This is a genomic window from Methanococcus voltae (genome assembly GCF_024807655.1).
Lineage (GTDB): Archaea > AGJL01 > Methanococci > Methanococcales > Methanococcaceae > Methanococcus > Methanococcus voltae_D.
Genome location: NZ_JANUCR010000012.1, coordinates 1 through 19,853, shown reverse-complemented (window position 1 = coordinate 19,853; position 19,853 = coordinate 1). Strand labels below are relative to the sequence as shown.

Sequence of the window (19,853 nt, the reverse complement as noted above, 5' to 3'; positions counted from 1 at the left end):
ATAACTGCGATAGCACAAGTGCGACGTTACAAAAAAGTAATAACAATAACAAATTTACGGGCTTCAATGATAAAAGAAACTGGACATTCAAGAAAGCTCACCAAATAGTAACAGATAATAACTATTTAGACATAACAAACGACGAACACAAGAAATCAAGATACGATTTAAACTTTTTCTTTGTTGAAAACGTAAGGGACGCCCTCGAAAAGAAATTAATTTTAAAATTAAAGGAAGATTTTAAGTTTTTAGACGTAACCAAGTTTAAAATCTTACCTTTTAAAACTCGATTTACAGACGTTAATAGAATAAATGCAAATTTAAGAGACTTCAACAAAAAATTTGACGCTATGAGCAACAGACACGATAAAGCGGTATTCTTAACCCTAACCTCTGACCCGTCGCTATTTGACAGTATTCAGGAAATGGCGGACAATTTACACAAAAATTATAAAAAGATTTTTGACCGCATCCAAAAAAGATTTATTAGAAAAACCAACAGAAAATTAGAATATATTTATTCTTTCGAGTTTTCACCTAAAAAAGCCCTCCCGCACCTCCACGTTGTTATATTCGGCACCGATTTTTTAGATTTACGAGATTATAGAAAAAACGCCAAGAACTGGACAGAGCAAGAGACAACAAAAACAGTTTTTAAACTCTCTGAATGGTGGCAATCCTACGGGCAAGGTCGAACCGTTTATATTTATGGAATTAAAAGAACCTTAGACAAAAAAACAAAAAATTACAAATGGGTTTATAAAAACCCAAATAATAAACCTAAAGACAGTACAAAAAACGATGTTAAACATTATATTAAAAAATACTTAATTAAGTCTTTTTACTCAATGAAAAGAATATTAGGAATATTAGAAGATATAAAGAGAAATGCAAGCCCTACAAATAACTTTAATGCAAGAAAAGGAGAAATATATAAAAGCGTTGGGCAATTGCCTTTTTATTATGCTACAAATAAAAAATTTTGGAATTCTTCCAGATGTCCCGATGAAGACGAAGACCCGCAACAACAAGACATACAACTTGAAAAAATAGGAATTTACGAACCTATGATGGCGTGTTACTCCTCTGCAGTTCCTCAATTTGTTTATGAAGCCATACACAACGATATACAAAACTCTAAACGTAGACGGGGCGGTTTTGGAAGTATGGGACTATCTACACCTTTAATCGATTATTCTTAAATCTTAATGGTGATAAAATGAACGAAGAGAAATTATATAATTTATTCAGTAGCAACCAAAACCCTAAACAAGAATTTAGTTTAAATATCGATAAATACCTTAAAGACTTTGAAAAAGAACGTAGGTTCGACGGTAGGAAATCAAGCACTATAAAAGGCGATTTAATCAAAACTAAGGTTTTTTTAGACTTTGTGAATGATACTATTAAAAAGCCTTTAAATGAGTTAAATTATAAAGATTTCGTCGAATTCTTCTATTATTTGCAAGAAGACCGCAAAGTATCGAGAAATACCCAAAACAGATATTATAACATATTAAAGGTATTTTTCAGAATAAACCGCTTAGACGTTATGAATGAGTTTATAGAAGACAGTAGCGAAAGAAAACGGTTTAAAAGAATTGAATATAAACATTATGATGTATGTACTAAACGAGAGTATGAGGCTATAATTAACCAAATACTACATAAAACATCGTCTAATACAAGATTTAGAAACGCATTAGTTGTTAAACTACTTTGGGAGACTTCTGCGAGGATAGGGGAAATACTTAACGTAAAGATTAAAGACGTTAATTTTAAAGAAAATACAATTAGATTGACTGATACTAAGGGATACGAGGAACGAATAGTCGTATTTTCTAACGGTAGTTTAGAACTTATTAAAACTATTCTTAATGTCGATAAAAGAAATAAAGAACGCTATTTATTCGAAAGTGAAAAGAATAACCAACTTTATAAAGGTAGTGTAAATAGAGCATTTAAGGAAGCTATTAAAGTTTTAAAAGAAAATGGAACTATTGACAGCTCCAAAAGAATTGTTATTCATTCTATCCGTCACGGTCGTATATCTGAATTGTTAGATACTTTACCGATTGACCTTGTAAAGGAGTACGTAGGGCATAAATCGGTTAAAACTACAATGATATACGCACACAGTAAAGAACGGTTAAACGCTCAATTAAATGAAGTTAAAAAAACACTATAAAAAGTACAACGGGACTAAAAACCCGTTAATATGTCGAATAAATAACCACATTAAAACAGGTGTTAATTTTGATAAAATTTAATTTTAAAAAGAATACGCGGAGACCGCGATTTGAACGCGGGTTGAGCAGAGCTCAACGGGATTAGCAGTCCCGCGCCGTACCAGGCTGGGCCATCTCCGCACTTACATGTGATTTCATTTAATCACATATATAGGAGGGCATTTCTACTATATAAATATTTCGGTTAAATTTATAAATTTAGATTATTAAAAATACGATAAATTAAATAATATAAAATATAATGGGTTATTAATATTTATTTTTGGATTTAGAAACTGCATACAATATGAAAAATAAAATTACTCCGATAATAATTATATAGGATTGATAATCTTGAAAATTATACATATTAATCAGTAATTTGGGAAATCCGGTGATTATAAGTAAAAAATATACCAAATATTTGGATAATTTATACATATTAGTATTCCCATTAGGGGTATTCTTTGCATTATCTTCAATAGTGGTATCCCCCTTATTTCCATCATATTCTTTATCATATTCGTTACCATTATTTTTAGAAGTAAATTCATCTTTTAGCTTATAGTTTTCGTGCAATATGCACAAAACACTAAATAAAAAGATAAATTGACCAAATAACGCTACATAAAATCTTAAATCCAAACCTAATAATTCAAAATTTGCAAGATACGAATAAAAATCATAGTAAGCTAATAAACCCAATAGCAAGCCTAACGGCAATAGTACATAACATTTATACGTATATAATGGTTTTATATTACGTTTAATATAATTTCCAGTGATTGAAAAGTAAAAATCTACAATTGCGAAAAGTAAAAGTCCGATTATCATAAAACTTGAGATATATTCCATAATTTCCCCCTATAGTTAAATCTAATTTCTCTGTACATACAATAATATATTTTTCTTATTTTTTATTTGTATCATAATTATTGAAATATGGTGTAATAAATATATATGTATTAAAATTAATATTTTGTGAATATTGTGGGATAATTTATATAATATATAAAATAATATTAAATGGTAAAAATAATCAATTAATAAATAAATAAATTAAGTAATAACCTGATAAAAAAATAAATATAAGTGATTATATGCCTGACAAAGAAGTAAAAACTATCGAAGATATGATATATTACCAATATGCTAAGATAATGGCAAAAAGTGCCTCCAGAAATGGTAAAAAAATGGGTTATGGATTTATAAAAACCAAATTTAGGGACTTAAAAAGTGGTAAAATTTCATGGTCAAGTATTATGCGAGAAGACCTGCAATTTGTTGAAGCTGAAAAAAAGTGTATATATTGTGGTTGCACTGAAAATCTTACTAAAGACCATATTATCCCCAAATCAATTAAAATAAATGAAAGATGTAAAGATTGTGATAATATACAAGGAATTCACAATATAATTTGGGCGTGTAAATCCTGCAACAGTAAGAAAGGCAAAAAAGGACTTTATGAAGTTTATAATCAAATTTATAAAGATGATGATAAATTTTTTGATAAAATACCCCCATTAGTTGAAAAAAAGTATTTAAAACTTGTTTACAGATGTTGCAATTGTGCAAATAAATTAAATTGTGAAATAGACCAAAAAGACGGTTCAGTATTAGATATAGATTGTTGTTTAAAAGAATTTAAATAAAAATTATTATTTTATTATTATTATTATTATTATTTTATTTTTTATTTTATTATTTTTTATTTTCATTAATTTCCTTAGAATTATATTCTCCCGATAAAATATCCTTTAATGTATCATAATTCGTTTTTCGTAGGAAATAATCTAAAAATTCTATGCCATTACCATAATTTACAGCTTTCGGATGAATTGACAACGTAAACTGATTATTTTCTTTTAAACTGTTTTTATAATCTACTATAGAAACATTTTTGGCAATTTCTGTACAATTTTCAGGCATATACCACGTATACTCTTTATTTGTAATTATAATCTTTTCAATGCCGTCAGTTCTATTTTTTAAAATGTAATAATCCATAATTATTGTGAAATTCCTATTTAAAAAGACATTTGCCGAATCTTTGGATAATTTATACCTTGGAGTAATTACATAATTTATGGTATTCGTATCAAATTGGCAATTGTTTAGTATCTTAATGGATTCATTCAATTTTTGCTTTGCGACACTTTCATTACAGTTATATTCTCCTGCGATATGGTCATAACCGTGATATTGAATATGATAACCTTTTTTATCCAATTCGTGAAGGTATTCCACAAATTCAGGGTAGTCAGTTAACTTATTTTCATTTGCGTGATTTACTATTACAAATAAGTATGTTCTTGTTGAATAATGATTATTATCAAGTATTTCAGTGATTTCTTTCATTTCATCGATATATTTGGGGCTTACATCGTGTATCAAAACTATGGGCGTTGAAGCGTTATAATAACATCTGTCATTTGATACATCTTTTAAAGGGTCATATTTTAAATATTTACCGTGATAATCTGCAAAAAACATTGTAGAAACTAACAATACTAAAACTAAAACTATTAATAACAGTAATGTAGAGTATTTTGATGATAACTTAGATTTTTTTACACTTTTCATAACACACCATTTTAAAACAATAAATTTAGTTTTATAATACAGGATATAAATATATATCCATTTAATGGACTAAAAAAAGAAAATAGTTAGGAATTTAACAAATATCTAATGATTACTTTCGTTTTTTGTATGTTTAACACAGCAAGCCAATCTAAAGATGATATCAACGGTAAATATAATTAATAACAATATGGCAAATAATAATGCAGATATTTCTGTTTCAAGGTATTTAGCAACTAACCAAGCTATTAAAAGTACGGAAAGAAGTCCAACTACTCTTGCATAATGTGATTTATCGATTTTGTTCATACTACCCCCTTAAGTCCTGTAATTAACTTATGAAAATCATTATATATAAATATATAAACTCAAATCATTGAATATATGGATTTATAAAATAAATTATAAAATATATTATAAAATAATAAAAAATAAACAAGCTAAAAAAATAGAATAAAAATAAAGAAGAAATTAATTTAATTATTCCATATATATTGCTATTTTATAAGGAATTGCAAATTTCTTTTTATTCATTATGTCTTCGCCATTTACGATAATTTCAGCGTCAAACTCGGAAGATAAAAATTCTTTTGCATTTTCAAGTATTTCATCTTCATTAATTGTATTTTTAACACCAATTTTCATAAATTCATTGATAAGTTTTACAACAGCTTTACCCTGTTGTTTAAACTCAACGTTTTGCATTACAAGTGGTATTATTTGTTTAACGTTTTTATCCTGGTTATCGTGCATAAATTCCATTAAATTATATTTCCAGTCATCCGCGGTATATACATATATTTTAGATGGCTGAATTTTTGCAACTGATAATATACTTCTTGTATCTTCCATTGTTGATTTAATAAATTCCTCTCCACGTTCTAAATCATTATTTAAGAATTCTTGCTTAATTATTGGGAATTTTTCAAGAGATACAAAACCTTCATAACCTAATTCTTGCCAAATTTCTTCACATAAATGAGGCGTTATTGGCATTAAAAGTTTATTCCATACTGCGATTACTTCCCTAAGTACGCTTTTATTTTCTCCGCCTCTTCTTTTGTACCATCTTAAATCATTCATTAATTCATAGAATAAAATACTGATTTTCCTAAGTTGAAACTCTGTATAAGCTTCATCTGCAATAATTACGGCGTTGTAAAGTTTATGTAATAACCATTTATCAATCCTTGACAATTTAGTTTCTTCAACTTTTAAACTTACATCTTTTAAATCCAAAGCCATTTCATAGAATTTTGTTAAATTATCCCTTGCTTTTTCCATTTCTTTAAATTTAATGTCTGCATCTTGCGGTAATTCTGCACAGGTTGTAATATAAAACCTACCAACGTCAGCACCGTATTTTTCAGCAACTTCCATAACTGGTAAAACGGGTCCTTTCGATTTAGACAATTTTTTACCTTCGATTGTAACATAACCGTTTACTTCAATTCCTCTTGGCCATAAACCTTTATTTTGTTCCCCGAATATTGCAACGTGGTTGAATATCATAAAGGTCAAATGGTTAGGTACGAGGTCTTTTGCGGAACACCTCCAGTCTAATGGGTAGAAATAGAGGAATTCTCTTCTCATATCTAGTATTGTCTCCTTTGATATGTTTGTAAGTCCTGAAACGTCTTCAAGTTCTCCTTTTCCTAAAAAGACGTAATCAAATAATTCGGGCTTTAACTGGTCGATTGAGATATTTTGAACGTTTATAAACCTTGCAATTGTATAGTAAGCCATATAAATTGTACTGTCCGATAAACTTTCAATCATCCACTCGTTATCAAATGGTAATCTTGTACCTAAACCTTTTCTCCTTGCACAAGCTTTATCTTTCATCCAATCAACTTTATTATGGAATTCTTGCCTAAAGCTTTCAGGTTTAAAGTTCATACCGTCAATACATTCGTGAGCGAGTCTTTTCCACTCATCGTCTGAATATGTGATGAACCATTGACCTTTAACGGTTTTTATGATACATTTTTGACCACATCTACATACAACGTTTTGCTCTGAAAACTCGTACATTACCTCTGCAAATCCATTTGCAATATGGTCTTTGGTTAATTTCTCTTTAATATCCTTTACAGGGATTCCTTCGTAAATTCCACAGTTTTCATTTAATTTTCCTTTGTGGAATTCATCTTTATAAATTTTACTTGTAGCTTGCTCTAATAATTCATCGTCGTCTTGGTTTTTAATTCCTAATTTTTCCACGATTTCTTTTGCAGGGAATTTTCCATATCCGTCAATGTTAATAAGACCGATTAAACTTACTTTTCCGTTTGCTTCATCACTTGGCGTTTCAGCAATTGCACCGAGGTCTTTTAAGGCGATATAATCGTAAGGGGCGTGAGCTGGTACACTCATAACGCAACCAGTACCGATATCCATTTCTACGAAATTTGCAGGGAAAAGTGGCACCATTTTTTGAGAAACAGGGTTTTTAAGCATTACATTATTCTCAATAAGTTCGCTACCTTGCATTTCCTTAATTATATCGATTTTTTTATCTTGTTCAGATAATTTATAAGCGCATTCTTTACCCATTATCCAGTAGCCATTAAATTTAGTGTTTATTTCTTCGCTATCCATTTTTTGAACTTCGTCGTAAACTTCAGCGAGTATATACGTCTCATTAGGATTTACCCACGCATTAGTAACTCCGAATACGGTTTCAGGTCTTAAAGTTGCCATTGGTACAATACACTCTTTATCGTCATATTTGGTTGTAAATTTGATAAGAGTATATTCAACGGTTGTAGCTTCCTCACCGTGTAATAAATCGTGGTCTTCAACCGGATTATCACAATTAGGGCAGTATCTAACCGGGTGAGAACCTTTTGAGATGTATCCTTTTTCTTTTAAAGTGCAAAATTGCCATTCAATGAACTTAGAAAATACTTCGTCATCGGTTTTAAAATTCCTTCTCCAGTCTAATGAAAAACCCATTTTTTTAAAAGCTTCTGTAGCTTTTTCAGAGAAACAATTTACAATGTTTTGAGGCGTGTTTAAGGTTAATAACTCGTCCATAAGTATTTTGTGGAGGTTATTGTATGCCCAGATTGTATGCTCATTTCTGTTTTTGATTAGCTCTGCGAGACCTAAAATAGGGGTTCCAGTAACGTGGTATCCAAAAGTCCAGAGTACATTTTTATCCTTCATTCTGTTGTATCTTGCAAGTGTCTCAGGGATTGTAAAAGTTCTTAAGTGTCCTGCGTGTAATACACCATTTAAGTATGGGAAAGCTGCAGTTATGAAAAATTTTTCCTTAGATGGGTTTCCATCAGCGTCAGCGTATTTATTATATTCTGTTTCAAATATTTTGTTTTCATCCCATATTTTTTGCCATTTATCAGCAAGTTCTGTAAAATTTAGCTTTTTTACATTTTCTTTTTCGTTTTTTTCGTTTTTTTCGTTGCTTTTGATTTCAGTATTCAAAATTTCACCATAAAGGACATTTGATAAAAATAACATTTGATATGATTTGATATGAATAGTTTATAAAAATTTTATAAAGATTGTATGCATATTTTTATAAATAATACGAATTATACAGATTATACGAATTTTTGAGTATATTCGACCAATAATATATATTTTATTAAAATATAAAAATATACCCTTTAAATTTATTTAATCAGTTATGGAATATAAAATATTGTATTTATATTGAAAAATAATAAAAAAAATAAAAATTAAAAATAAAAAATAAAAAATAAAATAAAACTTATATAAAGTTTAAATATTCTTTTTTCTATTTTTAAGATTTAATTTTGGCTTTTTTGTGATTAAAGGCGTTCTTTGAATCTCTAATTTGTCAACCGTGGGGTAATATTCAGAAATATACGCACTAAACTCCTTTTCAGGTACAAAACCAGTTTCTTTTAAGTAATCAACAATTTCCTCCAATAAAATTGGATTAAGATAAATTTCTGATTTGGATAAATTAACTTCATAATCAATTCCTGATTTTAATTCATTATATTCTAATAATTGTATAAAATCGTTTTTTTCAACCCTATCCTTAACATTACTCGTATTTTGATTTAATTCGCCTTCTGCATATTTTACAATTCCCTTTATAATCAAACCTTCATCGGTGATTATTTCGTACTCTTTTGCTACGTTTTTCGCTCGATTAATGAGTCTATTCTTCATTTGTACACTATCTTTTAATGTCGACGGACAATAGTGCATTTTTAAATTTACATTTGATTTTAAGGATAAATTATTATTTAAGTCTTTTTTAGCATTATTTATAACATTTAAGGCTGTTTCTTGGCTTCCGTTTATACGTGAAGAATAGTCATTCTTCTCAGAAAATCCTCTTTTTAACAATTCTTCGTAATTTGTTTCAGAATATTCTAATTCATTTAAATTAATGAAATCCACAGGTATTTCATTAATTTTTTTAACTAAAAGTAATATTTCATCATCCATAGTCGGAATAGCAGGTATTTCAACGCCTACCTTTTTAATATACTGCTTACAAAGTTTTAATTTTTCAACGAGTTTATTCAATTCCAATTCTTTTTTATTAACGTCGTTATTAATACCATTATCTTTTAAATTTTCCATTCGTGGATGTAGTCTTATTTCGTCGAGTCCAGCTTCTTTTAACTTTTTAAGGTGCTTTTCTTCTATTTCCAATGTGGTATATAGATGAGCGTGAAAATCCTTTCCAAAATGTTCTTTTAAAGCTTTTAAATATTTGCAAGTCCTGTCTATTTTTAATATGGGATTTCCGCCGGTTATGCCTACGCCTTTACTACCGCATATTTCAGCTTCCTCAATTGCTTCATTTATCGTACTGATTTTACGCTCATTTGCATAAATTACGTCCCTATTTTTACGATTTTCAGAAAGTGGGCAATAATAGCACTGTCTATTGCATATACCAGTAATAAAAAGTACGAGTTTCTCGCCCAAAATACAAAATTTGCAACCTTCTGTTAATTCATCGCATTTTAATTCATAATCTTCAAATTTAATATTTTTAATTCCGCTAATGTTATCACCAAAATAATTATAAGTCCAATTACGTCAAGTAATTATAAAAAATATAATTAATACTCAAATAGTATATTCAATTTAAACCCATATGATATATATACTTTAAAATTAAATTAGAAATTAATTGCAATTAAATATTTCACACAAAATAAATCGGTATTTAGGTGTTTTAATGAATCAAAAAATGTCAAAATTTGCACATATTACTAAAGTACATCCTTGCTACAATGAAAAATTACACGATAAAATCGGTAGAATACATTTACCAGTAGCTCCAAAGTGTAATATCGCTTGTAGGTTCTGTAAAAGAAGTTTGGGGGATGAATCACTTTGTGAAGAGAGACCAGGGGTAGCACATCACATATTAAAACCTGCAGACGTAGAAGACTATTTAAACGATTTACTTAAAAAAATGGACAATATTAAAGTAATTGGTATTGCAGGACCGGGAGACAGCTTATTCAACAAAGAAACCTTTGAAACTCTCGAAATTTTACAGGAAAAATTCCCTGAAATGATAAGATGTTTATCCACCAACGGGTTATTACTCCCAAAATATGCAAAAAGACTTGCAGATTTAGGTGTAAAAACAGTTACCACCACAGTAAACGCTGTAGACCCAAAAATACAAGCTCAAATATGTGATTGGATATATTACGAAGGCAAAGTTTTAAAAGGCGAAGAAGGAGCGAAAGTTTTAATTGAAAATCAGATTGAAGGAGTTAAAAAAGCTTACGAGTATGATTTAGCAGTTAAAATAAACACTGTTTTGATACCTGAAATAAACGGCGAGCACATTGTAGAAGTTGCAAAAACGTTCAAAGATTACGCATTTGTTCAAAACATAATCCCACTCATTCCAATGTATAAAATGGAAAATTTAAGAAGACCTACCTGTGATGAAATTAGCGGTGTTAGGGACAATTCTGAAGAATTTATGACCCAATTTAGGGCTTGTCAACAATGTAGGGCAGATGCTGCTGGTTTATTGCATCAAAAAAATCATATCGAACAGGAAAAAGGTAAAAATTTAGATATTTACGACTTAAAACATTTTTCACATTAAATATATGTTAAAATGTGTATGTATGCCAATATACTAAATAATATATTATTTAATATACTAAATAATATATTAAATAATATATTACTTAATAAATAACATATCAAAATTTTATTTTTAAAGTTCTCTGTAAAAATTCACTTCTGCTTTTTTTGAATAATATTTCGATAATGAATCAGACATTTCTTTATATTCTTTTGAAGCAACATATTTTTCTAATTTATCCATATTTTCCCATTTGGCAACCATTACTATTATTCTGTCGTCAATAATGTCTTGATAATAACTTACATCAATATAACCGTCGCCTTTTTTGGCTTTTTGCTTTGCAACCATACAAGCATCGATATAAGCATTCAAATTTTCTTTTTGAATATAGTGCTTTGCAATAATTTTTACGATATTATTAACCATCTATCCACCCAAATTATGTTATATCAATATATTCAATTTATATAATTCATTCTTTTTATGGGTAATTACGTAATATTGTATTCTATCAAATTAATTATTAAATTATTAAATTATTAACTTACAAAATCGTTAAATACATATATAAATACCTCAATAGTAATTATTATAACTAAATTGGTAGAATCATCTATTAATTTAAAAAATTATTATTAAAATTTACATAAAAAAAGCTTAAAAAGCATTTACGAGAGGGATTAGTTTGAAATACGGTAAAATTTTACTAATTACCTTACTAAGTTTATTTGTGGTGTTTGCAGGGTGCACAACCAAATCTGATACAAATGTTAACAATTCAGATACTTTAAATACCTCATTAAACGATAGTACGGTCTCAAACATTGTAAACAATTCAACTAACAATGTTAATGAAAGTGTTGATACCACAATAATATTAGAAAATAGGTCTATGACCATTATTACAACAAATTTACCTGTAGAAATCGTTAAAGGGGAAATTGTAAAACAAATATTGGAAAATAACGGATATACAGTAAGTATTTCGCAAATGTCGACTGATGATATGTACAGTACAGTTTATTCAGGAGATGCTGACATTATGCTTTCTGGCTCATATCCTACAACAGATAGCTCATTTGCGGGCAAATACAGTAATAATTTAAGTAAAGTAAAAGAAAACGTTGAAGATTCCTGGATTGGTCTCGCAGTTAATAAAAACGCATACGATAACGGCGTAAAATCTATTGACGATTTGAAAAACCATTCTGAAATGTTCGACAATACAATAGTATGTCTTGAAGAAAATACTGGAGTTGCAGAAAACACCAAATCAGCATTAACAACGTATGGTTTATCTAATTACACAATAAAATACGTAAATCCTAAAGAATTATATGCATTAGTAGACGAAGCTAACGCAAACAATGAAGATATTGTTTTCGTAGCGTGGGAACCTTCCGCATTATTCGAAAAATACCCTGTTGAAAAATTAGCGGATAATGAACATATATACGCTGGTAAATACGATAAAATAACTACTGTTTCAAGACCTGAAATGTATGTTTGGGACTATGAAGCATACCGATTCTTAAAAGAATTCCAAGTTTCAAAAGATGTTGCTAACAGCTGGGCTGTTGAATATGTTTATGAAAATAAGTCTGCCGAGGAAATTGCATCAAAATGGATTGACGCTAACCAATACGAAGTTGACGAATGGAACGAACTTTTAAAATAAAATACCAAGTAATAACTAATAATTTATATTTCTATTTTTTTTAGGTTATTTTTTTATTTGCGTATAGTCTTTTCAAGTTTTTTGGACAATATAACGTATATTATTTACAATATCTAAATTTAAGAATAATAATAATAATAATAATAATAATACTTAAAAGATTAAAAGATTAAAAGATTAACGCAGGTTAACTTCAAATTTTATATATAAAACGGCAACGTAGGTATTATTATGAGTCGACTCAAAATTTCAATAGGACAATTCTCACGTATGACAAACTTAACTAAGCGAGCTCTTCGATATTACGACGAAAAAGGTCTTTTAGTGCCTGAAAAAAACATTATAACCAATTATAGATACTATACGGTTGAAGATTTTAAAAAAGGTATAAAAATCAACTCCCTTGTAAAAGTAGGTTTCAATGTGGACAATGTTAAAAAGATACTCGAAGCTGAATCGCACGGTGATATGGATTACGTGAAAACGAAATTAAAAGAAAGATGCAAAGAAGTAAATAACGAAATAGAAAAATTAGAGGGCATAAAAAGAATGCTTTTAAATTCAGGTTCTATATTGGAGGTTGTTAAGATGACAAACGAACCTGTGATTAAAACCATTGAAAAAGTCCGTGTGCTCTCAAAAAGAGAATTCGGTACATATGGTACTTCATGTACTAAATTAATCGCTGATTTGATGCATATGATATATAGTGCTGAAAACCGCAAAAAAGATATTAAAATAGTGGGTCCACCTATGATGTTATGCTATGACGGGGAATACGTTGAAGAAGGCGCAGATATTGAAATGGCAATCCCAATATCTGGTAATATTGAATTAACTGACGAAAAAATGGAATTAAAATATTTACCAAGTGTTGAAGTCGTTTCCATTATTCATAAAGGTCCATACAGTACCTTGTGCTCAAGTTATGCAAAAATTATGGAATATGCTGAAAAGAATGATTTAAAACTTGTAATACCTGATAGGGAACTATATTTCAATAGTCCAATGGATACGCCTATTGATGAACTTGAAACTGAAATTCAATACCCATTTATTCGAGAAAATAAAATAAAAGAATAATAATGTTAATACCAATTAAAATAATAAGATAATAAAATAAGTATAATGGAAATTTCCATTTTTTATATTATTTATTATTTTATATTATTTTTACTTATTTCTACGTTATTCAATTTTAACAGTTGCATTTAGGAATACAGGACCTCTAACGTCAACCATTTTTGAATTACTCATTATTTGCTTCATTGCTAAGTCATCAACCTTCAAATTGATATCACTTAAACTTCTAACGATTGGTATTTTAATTTTAAACTCTTTTGTATTGCTAATAAGAGCTTCTTCGATTTTTGAAGCTATTTTTAAGCTTATTGCTTCAATATAAGTAATATTTGTATTAACTCCGTTATCTTTCCCATTTTGCAAAAATTCCTTAAATTCTTCCTTTACACCATCAAAACTTTCAGGAATTCCAATAATATTACCATCATAAACGTAAATCTCGTTTAAAATTGAAGGACCCAATAATTTCTTTCCTTCTTCTTTTTCAAACACATTTATGATTATATTTTTAGAAATTTCTCCGAATTCGATTTCTTTTTGAAGAATAAACTCACAAGGTGCAATTTCGTCCTTATTTTCTATACAAATATTTGTTAACTCATTTGATAAATTGTATATTTCATCGATTACCGGCATTTTATCGACATTTATCATTGAAGCCATATCCCTGTCGCTTAATTTGTATTCATAGAATTGTGGGTAAACCATTTCCCTGACGTCTGTAAATTTGCCCTTAATCATTGCGAGCCTTTCCACACCTAAACCAAGGTTCATTACAGGAACGTCTATACCGTACTTACTTAAAGCAATAGGCGAATAAATACCGAATGTAGCAACTTCTATCCATTCTCCGAGTTCTTCGTGGTATGCGTAAACTTCGGTTTGAGTTTCAGGTGTATAATACTTTGATTTTTTGTCATCAGGTATAAATTTGAAGTTTGTAAATCCAAATTGAGATAAAAGACTTTCAGCGATTACCTTACCGTCGTTAATGTCTATATTTTCACCAACGATTGCACAAGAAGCAGAATGATAGGTCATAAGGTGGCTTTTATCTTCTTTTTGTTCCCTTCTAAAACATCTATCGATGGAAAACAATTTAAACGGTGTGCTCCTTTTTTTAACCAAATCAGAAATAGTTAAAAACCATCCTGAAGTCATATGACTTCTGAGCGTTAAACTTGAAGCTACGGCTTTAAGTTCCTTAAACTCTGGGAAAACGTCATCTAAAATTTTTAATCCCATTTCACTGGATATTTCAAGTGCATTTGATATTTCAAGAACTAAATCGTCGCCGTCAAGCGTTCCTTTTTTGTAGCCGTGCAATATATTTTGTAAAGCTTCTTTACCCGTTAATTTTTTATTTTTAGTACTTTTTGTATCGGCGGTTTTAACAGCTTTATCGAGGTCAATACCTAAGTTTTTGATGGCTTTTATTTTTTCATCGCTTAATCCTACGTCAGGTCTTGGTAAACCTGCGAGATAAAAGCATCTATCTAAAACAGCCATTGCTTCAGGTCCGAATTGTTTATATATATCCCTTTCATCAACAATTACGGGATTCATATACTCTTCAAAACCCATTCTTAAATAAGCTTGTCTTAAGCTCTCAATGGTGTCATTTATAGGGTGAGTTTTCCCATAAGTTGATTGCAATCTTGGATATCTGCTATTAATCCTTTTAGGCTTTATTAAATCTTTTGTTTCTTTCCAAGCCTTTTCAAAGTCTTGCTCTGCTAATTTCAAAACTTCTTCTTTATTAAATCTTCCAGTTTCATTTTTTTCGTTAACCATTGTAATCAGTCCTGAATTTAATTAATCAAATCTATAAAATTATAAAATTATAAACTTATAAAAATAAATATGTCGATAGAATTTATACTAATAAGAATTAGGATGCGAATACCCGATAATTTATTAGATAATCTATTATAAACAGTACTAAAAATTAGTATTTAAAGTTATTTAATCAAATAATTTATTATATGAATTAATTTATTATATGATAGTATATTAAAGTTTATAGTAAAAATAACGGATGTAAAAATATGACAAATGGGCATAAAAAATTAAAATATCAAAAAATAGGGGACATATTAATCGTAAAAGATGAGTTAAACGAAACGGAAATAAAAGAATTAGTGAAAAGGACAAAATGTAAAACAATTTTAAAATATGAAACCCATATTACGAGAGATTTAAGGGTTCCAACCACAAAAACATTGTACGGTACGGAAACAGAAACTATAAACAAGGAACACGGGTGTTTATTTAGTATTGATGCTTCAAAAATTATGTGGAGTATGGGAAATCTCGAAGAAAGGAAAAGAATTGCAACAAAATCAAATAAAGAGGAAATAGTTGTGGATATGTTCGCAGGCATTGGTTATTTTACAATACCTCTTGCAAAATACTCCGCACCTAAAAAAATTTATGCTTTGGAGCTAAATCCCAATTCATACCGCCATTTGTGTAAAAATATTCTATTGAATAAAGTGGAAAATATTGTCGTTCCCCTTAATATTGATAACCGTGATTTTGATGAAACCATAAAAGCAGACCGTATTTTAATGGGTTATGTAGTTAAAACAAGTGAATTTTTAGAAAAAGCATTCCAAATATTGGCAAATAATGGAACTATCCATTATCACGATACAGTACCGGAAAAAATAATGAATACAAGACCTGTAGAACAACTTAAATCCATTGGACACAAATACGGGTTTGAACTCGAAGAATACGAGATAATTCGAATTAAAAAATACTCACCTGGAGTTTCACATATTGTCGTTGATGCGAAATTCAAAAAAATTGATATAGGTTAAATTAAATAAATTGATTAAACTAATAATAAACTAATAATTATCTTAATTTAATGGCGTATTACATACTTATTCATTGACAATAATAACATTAATAATACTAAATAATACCAAATAATACTAAATAATAATAATAATAATAATAATAATACAGATGATGCAGATGATGCAGATAATACCAATATTAAATTAATGGTACTAAGGTTAATAAATTAAAATTAAAACGTTAAGATATTAATATGTATTAATTATAGACTACTATTAAATATATACTCGACAAAATGAGAAATATGCGTAATAAATTATATATGTAGAAAATAGGGAATTAAGGGTGAATTTGTGGAATACGGAAAAAATTACCCCGAATATATTTTGAAAAATATGGCAAATGCTAAAAAAGAAGTTTATAGAGAAACTTTTATTTCATTCTTAAAAAATCAAATATTTAAAATTAGGGAAGAAATTGGTCTCGAAATGTTAAATTTTAGTATTTTAGACTATGAATTCAAAAAAGTGGGCACTAATAACAACGATGAAAAAATAATACTATACTTGTATACATCTACCAGAACCGATAAATCAGGGATTATCGGACCTGGAGGGTGGGTAATCGGCAAATTAAGAGAAAAAATAGTTAATGATAATAAATTACTTAATTATGTATCAGAAACTTACATTAATGGATTAACTGAACCTAAAAACATTAATAAATTTAGAAAAAACTATGCAAAAGGAATAATTATTCGAAAAATAAATAACTCTCGAAAATTAAGAAAATTAGACGAAATAAAAATCAAAAATAAAGAAAATAGGGATAATAATGAATATAAGTTATCTCAAAACAAAAATAATTATGGAAATAATTATAAAAACATTTTTGAATTATCCAAAAATTTAATAATTAGAGTTGAAGACATCTCAGATATTGAAAAATTACATAATAAAACACTTGAATCTATCGAATTTTTGGAAAAAAGAGGGTTAGAATTTTCAAAATGCGAAAATAGATTTTTGGACAAATCATTATACATCGTTCAATGTGAATATGATTTGGCAGGACTAAATAACGTTTCAAAGTATTTTAACATAGATTGTGCTACAATAGATACTGGAAACACTGTAATATTACCAAATAAAAGTAAAAACAAAATTAACAAGTATATTGAAAACTATGCTTTGAATAATAATGTCAATAATAATAATAATAATAATAATAATACCAATAATACCAATAATAATATGAAAATAAATCATAATTACATACAAATGGAAAAAATAGATTCTGAAGAAATAAAAAATGCCATAAACGATAATCCTTGCTTAAGATTGTGTAATAGATATTTATTTACATTATTAGACTATTGTAAAAAAGAAGGGTATAAAAATTTGATATTTAACCATTTTATGGCAGATTTTGATAAAATAAACAATGTAAATATTGTAAATTTTTTAAGTCTCTTTCCAATTAAAAAAAATACCTTGGTGAATAGTGCGGATTTCTTAGAATGTCCTATGGTTATTCAAGCTTGCAAGAACAATGAAAGCTACAAATTTGAAAAAATTGAAGAAATCGTCGAAAAAGTTTATGGTGGAATTGTAGAGCCGACTGAAGGTTCTGAAGAAATATTAAAATATTTAAAATAATTTTAGAATATTTAAAATAATTTAAAATAATTTAAAATAATTCATAAGTGATTTTATGTCAAATGATAAAAATAATAATTCTAAAAAATATGAAAGATATAAAAAATACCTAAATATTAAAAAATATAAGAATAGCGAAAGATATAAAAAATATCAATGCTATTTTGAAGGTTTTGAGGATGCTATACCTATATCAATTGGTTATATCCCCATAGCTGTTGCTTTTGGGATACTCGCAAAATCAGCAGGTATTCCCGATTATATCTGCGTATTAATGTCTCTTATCGTATTTGCAGGTGCAAGTCAGTTTATAGGCGTAAATTTAATTGCATTGGGCTCATCATCATTTGAAATAATCATTACCACATTTATATTAAATTTAAGACATTTTTTAATGTCTTCTTCGCTATCACAGCAAATTGATTATAATGGTAAATCAAATAAAATATTGAGTGCTTTGTCTTTTGGAATTACCGACGAAACTTTTGTGGTCGCTTCTTTGAAAAATTCAAATGTACATAATGATGAAAAGGATATATCTAACAGCGAAATGAATCTATTAAATCCCGAATATTTGTTTATGTTAAATTTTACGGCATTCTTTGCGTGGGTTTTTGGAACATTTTTAGGTGTTTATGTTGCAGAAGGATTGCCCCCATCAATACAGGCGTGTTTAGGTATTGCACTTTATGCAATGTTTATAGGTTTATTAATTCCTGCAGCTCAGGAATCTAAAAAAGTGTTGAATATTATCATAATTGCGTTAATCACCAGCTCTATAGTCAATGGATTAAATTTTTGGGTTTTAATGAGCTATTTATCTACAGGTTGGATAATTATATTCTCTACTCTAATATCTGCACTAATCAGTGCGTACATATACCCCATACAAAAATCAGATGAATAATTTTTTATAACGGGAATGATATTATGATTATATGTAAAGGTTATATACTCCAAATGACAATATTATAATGAGGTGAGTATGTGAATTTTAAAAAATTTATTACTATCCCTATGATATTATTATATCTTTGTTTTACATTATCATTTTCAGGCTGTATTGGTGGCGACGATGGTTCCAACACGACCCAAAATAGCGGTAAACAATTGAATTTGAAATATTTGGAAGCGAGATTAAATTCCGATGTTCCAATATCCAGTGTAGGCTATAATAACGACAAAGAAGAACTAATTATTGCATATACGACATCTAAAACCACAAATGAATCAATGAACGAGGAATTAAATGTTGTAGTTAGCGATATAAGAAATCATATTGAGAGTAATGGTATTGCATACCCTAAAACGCTTAAATTTGAAATTACTCCCGAAAATGGCGAAAAAATTACAGTTATTAAAAACTATGATGATTTTTTCAAAAATTAATACATTAAAACTATGTTATCCTTATTAAAAATATGGTATAATACCTCATAATATGATAGTTGTATGTTTTCCCAAAAAATATTTTTTTAATAATTTAAATCATAACCCTTATTTTGACTAAAATTGACTAAAAACTCATATTTTTATCAAAAAAAGCAATTATTTTTAAATGTTAAACGTTTAAAAAATTTAAAACAGTTATATAATATATTATAATTCCTCCATTAAGGTTTGGAATAATGATATATTATAATTGCGATTATTTTTAATTTGATTTGATTTGATTTTATATAATTAATTTAAACACGGATTATGTTTAAATCACCAGAAAGTTGAGCTTTTCCTTTTACTTG

The 19,853-nt window shown here is 28.3% G+C and carries 17 protein-coding genes and 1 tRNA gene; 10 read left to right on the top strand and 8 right to left on the bottom strand.

What is annotated here, in order from left to right:
• Both J3E06_RS08475 and J3E06_RS08470 read left to right on the top strand, forming a co-directional pair.
• The coding region (locus J3E06_RS08475) for a rolling circle replication-associated protein (protein ID WP_259165084.1) at positions 1–1,202 on the top strand (1,202 nt) is incomplete at its 5' end.
• A 17-nt stretch (positions 1,203–1,219) separates the two neighbouring features.
• Positions 1,220–2,188 (top strand): tyrosine-type recombinase/integrase, encoded by a 969-nt coding sequence (locus J3E06_RS08470; protein WP_013179832.1) that lies wholly within the window; start codon positions 1,220–1,222, stop codon positions 2,186–2,188.
• A gap of 96 nt (positions 2,189–2,284) precedes the next feature.
• Here the strand turns inward: J3E06_RS08470 and J3E06_RS08465 are convergent.
• Both J3E06_RS08465 and J3E06_RS08460 read right to left on the bottom strand, forming a co-directional pair.
• A tRNA-Ser gene (locus tag J3E06_RS08465) sits at positions 2,285–2,369 on the bottom strand.
• Between the two features lie 129 nt (positions 2,370–2,498).
• Positions 2,499–3,083 carry a hypothetical protein gene (locus J3E06_RS08460; protein ID WP_013179831.1) on the bottom strand — a complete coding sequence of 195 codons (585 nt, stop codon included), beginning with the start codon at positions 3,081–3,083 and terminating at the stop codon, positions 2,499–2,501.
• Between the two features lie 245 nt (positions 3,084–3,328).
• Between J3E06_RS08460 and J3E06_RS08455 the strand changes: the two genes are divergently transcribed.
• Positions 3,329–3,880, top strand: coding sequence for an HNH endonuclease (locus tag J3E06_RS08455; protein ID WP_013179830.1), 552 nt, complete (start codon positions 3,329–3,331; stop codon positions 3,878–3,880).
• A gap of 49 nt (positions 3,881–3,929) precedes the next feature.
• Here the strand turns inward: J3E06_RS08455 and J3E06_RS08450 are convergent, their stop codons facing one another.
• The 4 genes from J3E06_RS08450 to J3E06_RS08435 form a co-directional block, all read right to left on the bottom strand.
• On the bottom strand, positions 3,930–4,811 hold the full coding sequence (locus tag J3E06_RS08450) for a DUF2334 domain-containing protein (protein WP_013179829.1): 882 nt from the start codon (positions 4,809–4,811) through the stop codon (positions 3,930–3,932).
• 105 nt (positions 4,812–4,916) lie between these two features.
• Positions 4,917–5,120 (bottom strand): hypothetical protein, encoded by a 204-nt coding sequence (locus tag J3E06_RS08445; RefSeq protein ID WP_013179828.1) that lies wholly within the window; start codon positions 5,118–5,120, stop codon positions 4,917–4,919.
• A gap of 171 nt (positions 5,121–5,291) precedes the next feature.
• Positions 5,292–8,294, bottom strand: coding sequence for a leucine--tRNA ligase (gene leuS / locus J3E06_RS08440; RefSeq protein ID WP_013179827.1), 3,003 nt, complete (start codon positions 8,292–8,294; stop codon positions 5,292–5,294).
• A 264-nt stretch (positions 8,295–8,558) separates the two neighbouring features.
• The gene (locus J3E06_RS08435; protein WP_048187076.1) at positions 8,559–9,821 is read right to left on the bottom strand and encodes a radical SAM protein; all 1,263 of its coding nucleotides are present in this window, start codon (positions 9,819–9,821) and stop codon (positions 8,559–8,561) included.
• Between the two features lie 184 nt (positions 9,822–10,005).
• Here J3E06_RS08435 and J3E06_RS08430 point away from each other — a divergent pair, with 184 nt between their 5' ends.
• Positions 10,006–10,899 (top strand): radical SAM protein, encoded by an 894-nt coding sequence (locus J3E06_RS08430; RefSeq protein WP_013179825.1) that lies wholly within the window; start codon positions 10,006–10,008, stop codon positions 10,897–10,899.
• 114 nt (positions 10,900–11,013) lie between these two features.
• On the opposite strand, the gene J3E06_RS08425 is transcribed toward J3E06_RS08430, so the two are convergent.
• Positions 11,014–11,310 carry a putative quinol monooxygenase gene (locus J3E06_RS08425; RefSeq protein WP_013179824.1) on the bottom strand — a complete coding sequence of 99 codons (297 nt, stop codon included), beginning with the start codon at positions 11,308–11,310 and terminating at the stop codon, positions 11,014–11,016.
• Positions 11,311–11,569: 259 nt separating this feature from the next.
• On the opposite strand from J3E06_RS08425, the gene J3E06_RS08420 reads away from it, so the two are divergent.
• Together J3E06_RS08420 and J3E06_RS08415 are read left to right on the top strand one after the other, a co-directional pair.
• Complete coding sequence (locus tag J3E06_RS08420) at positions 11,570–12,562, top strand: glycine betaine ABC transporter substrate-binding protein (protein ID WP_013179823.1); 993 nt, start codon at positions 11,570–11,572, stop codon at positions 12,560–12,562.
• A 231-nt stretch (positions 12,563–12,793) separates the two neighbouring features.
• On the top strand, positions 12,794–13,645 hold the full coding sequence (locus J3E06_RS08415) for a MerR family transcriptional regulator (RefSeq protein ID WP_013179822.1): 852 nt from the start codon (positions 12,794–12,796) through the stop codon (positions 13,643–13,645).
• A gap of 105 nt (positions 13,646–13,750) precedes the next feature.
• On the opposite strand, the gene sepS is transcribed toward J3E06_RS08415, so the two are convergent.
• On the bottom strand, positions 13,751–15,439 hold the full coding sequence (gene sepS / locus J3E06_RS08410; protein ID WP_013179821.1) for an O-phosphoserine--tRNA ligase: 1,689 nt from the start codon (positions 15,437–15,439) through the stop codon (positions 13,751–13,753).
• 254 nt (positions 15,440–15,693) lie between these two features.
• Between sepS and taw2 the strand changes: the two genes are divergently transcribed.
• From taw2 to J3E06_RS08390, 4 genes are all read left to right on the top strand, one after another.
• A complete protein-coding gene (gene taw2 / locus J3E06_RS08405) occupies positions 15,694–16,470 on the top strand; it encodes a tRNA(Phe) (4-demethylwyosine(37)-C(7)) aminocarboxypropyltransferase Taw2 (RefSeq protein ID WP_013179820.1) in 777 nt (258 codons plus the stop codon).
• 336 nt (positions 16,471–16,806) lie between these two features.
• Entirely contained in the window at positions 16,807–18,111 is a 1,305-nt protein-coding gene (locus tag J3E06_RS08400; RefSeq protein ID WP_259165072.1) for a hypothetical protein, read from the top strand.
• Positions 18,112–18,166: 55 nt separating this feature from the next.
• Positions 18,167–19,018, top strand: a complete 852-nt coding sequence (locus J3E06_RS08395) for an AzlC family ABC transporter permease (protein ID WP_013179818.1) — start codon at positions 18,167–18,169, stop codon at positions 19,016–19,018.
• Between the two features lie 80 nt (positions 19,019–19,098).
• Positions 19,099–19,500, top strand: a complete 402-nt coding sequence (locus J3E06_RS08390) for a hypothetical protein (protein ID WP_013179817.1) — start codon at positions 19,099–19,101, stop codon at positions 19,498–19,500.
• Positions 19,501–19,853 lie beyond the last annotated feature (353 nt).

Excerpts from the sequence above, each read along its gene's own strand:
- J3E06_RS08470 (WP_013179832.1), top strand. The coding sequence starts at position 1,220 with ATGAACGAAGAGAAATTATATAATTTATTCAGTAGCAACCAAAACCCT.
- J3E06_RS08460 (WP_013179831.1), bottom strand. The coding sequence starts at position 3,083 with ATGGAATATATCTCAAGTTTTATGATAATCGGACTTTTACTTTTCGCA.
- J3E06_RS08455 (WP_013179830.1), top strand. The coding sequence starts at position 3,329 with ATGCCTGACAAAGAAGTAAAAACTATCGAAGATATGATATATTACCAA.
- J3E06_RS08450 (WP_013179829.1), bottom strand. The coding sequence starts at position 4,811 with ATGAAAAGTGTAAAAAAATCTAAGTTATCATCAAAATACTCTACATTA.
- J3E06_RS08445 (WP_013179828.1), bottom strand. The coding sequence starts at position 5,120 with ATGAACAAAATCGATAAATCACATTATGCAAGAGTAGTTGGACTTCTT.
- leuS (WP_013179827.1), bottom strand. The coding sequence starts at position 8,294 with ATGTTATTTTTATCAAATGTCCTTTATGGTGAAATTTTGAATACTGAA.
- J3E06_RS08430 (WP_013179825.1), top strand. The coding sequence starts at position 10,006 with ATGAATCAAAAAATGTCAAAATTTGCACATATTACTAAAGTACATCCT.
- J3E06_RS08425 (WP_013179824.1), bottom strand. The coding sequence starts at position 11,310 with ATGGTTAATAATATCGTAAAAATTATTGCAAAGCACTATATTCAAAAA.
- J3E06_RS08415 (WP_013179822.1), top strand. The coding sequence starts at position 12,794 with ATGAGTCGACTCAAAATTTCAATAGGACAATTCTCACGTATGACAAAC.
- sepS (WP_013179821.1), bottom strand. The coding sequence starts at position 15,439 with ATGGTTAACGAAAAAAATGAAACTGGAAGATTTAATAAAGAAGAAGTT.
- taw2 (WP_013179820.1), top strand. The coding sequence starts at position 15,694 with ATGACAAATGGGCATAAAAAATTAAAATATCAAAAAATAGGGGACATA.
- J3E06_RS08395 (WP_013179818.1), top strand. The coding sequence starts at position 18,167 with ATGTCAAATGATAAAAATAATAATTCTAAAAAATATGAAAGATATAAA.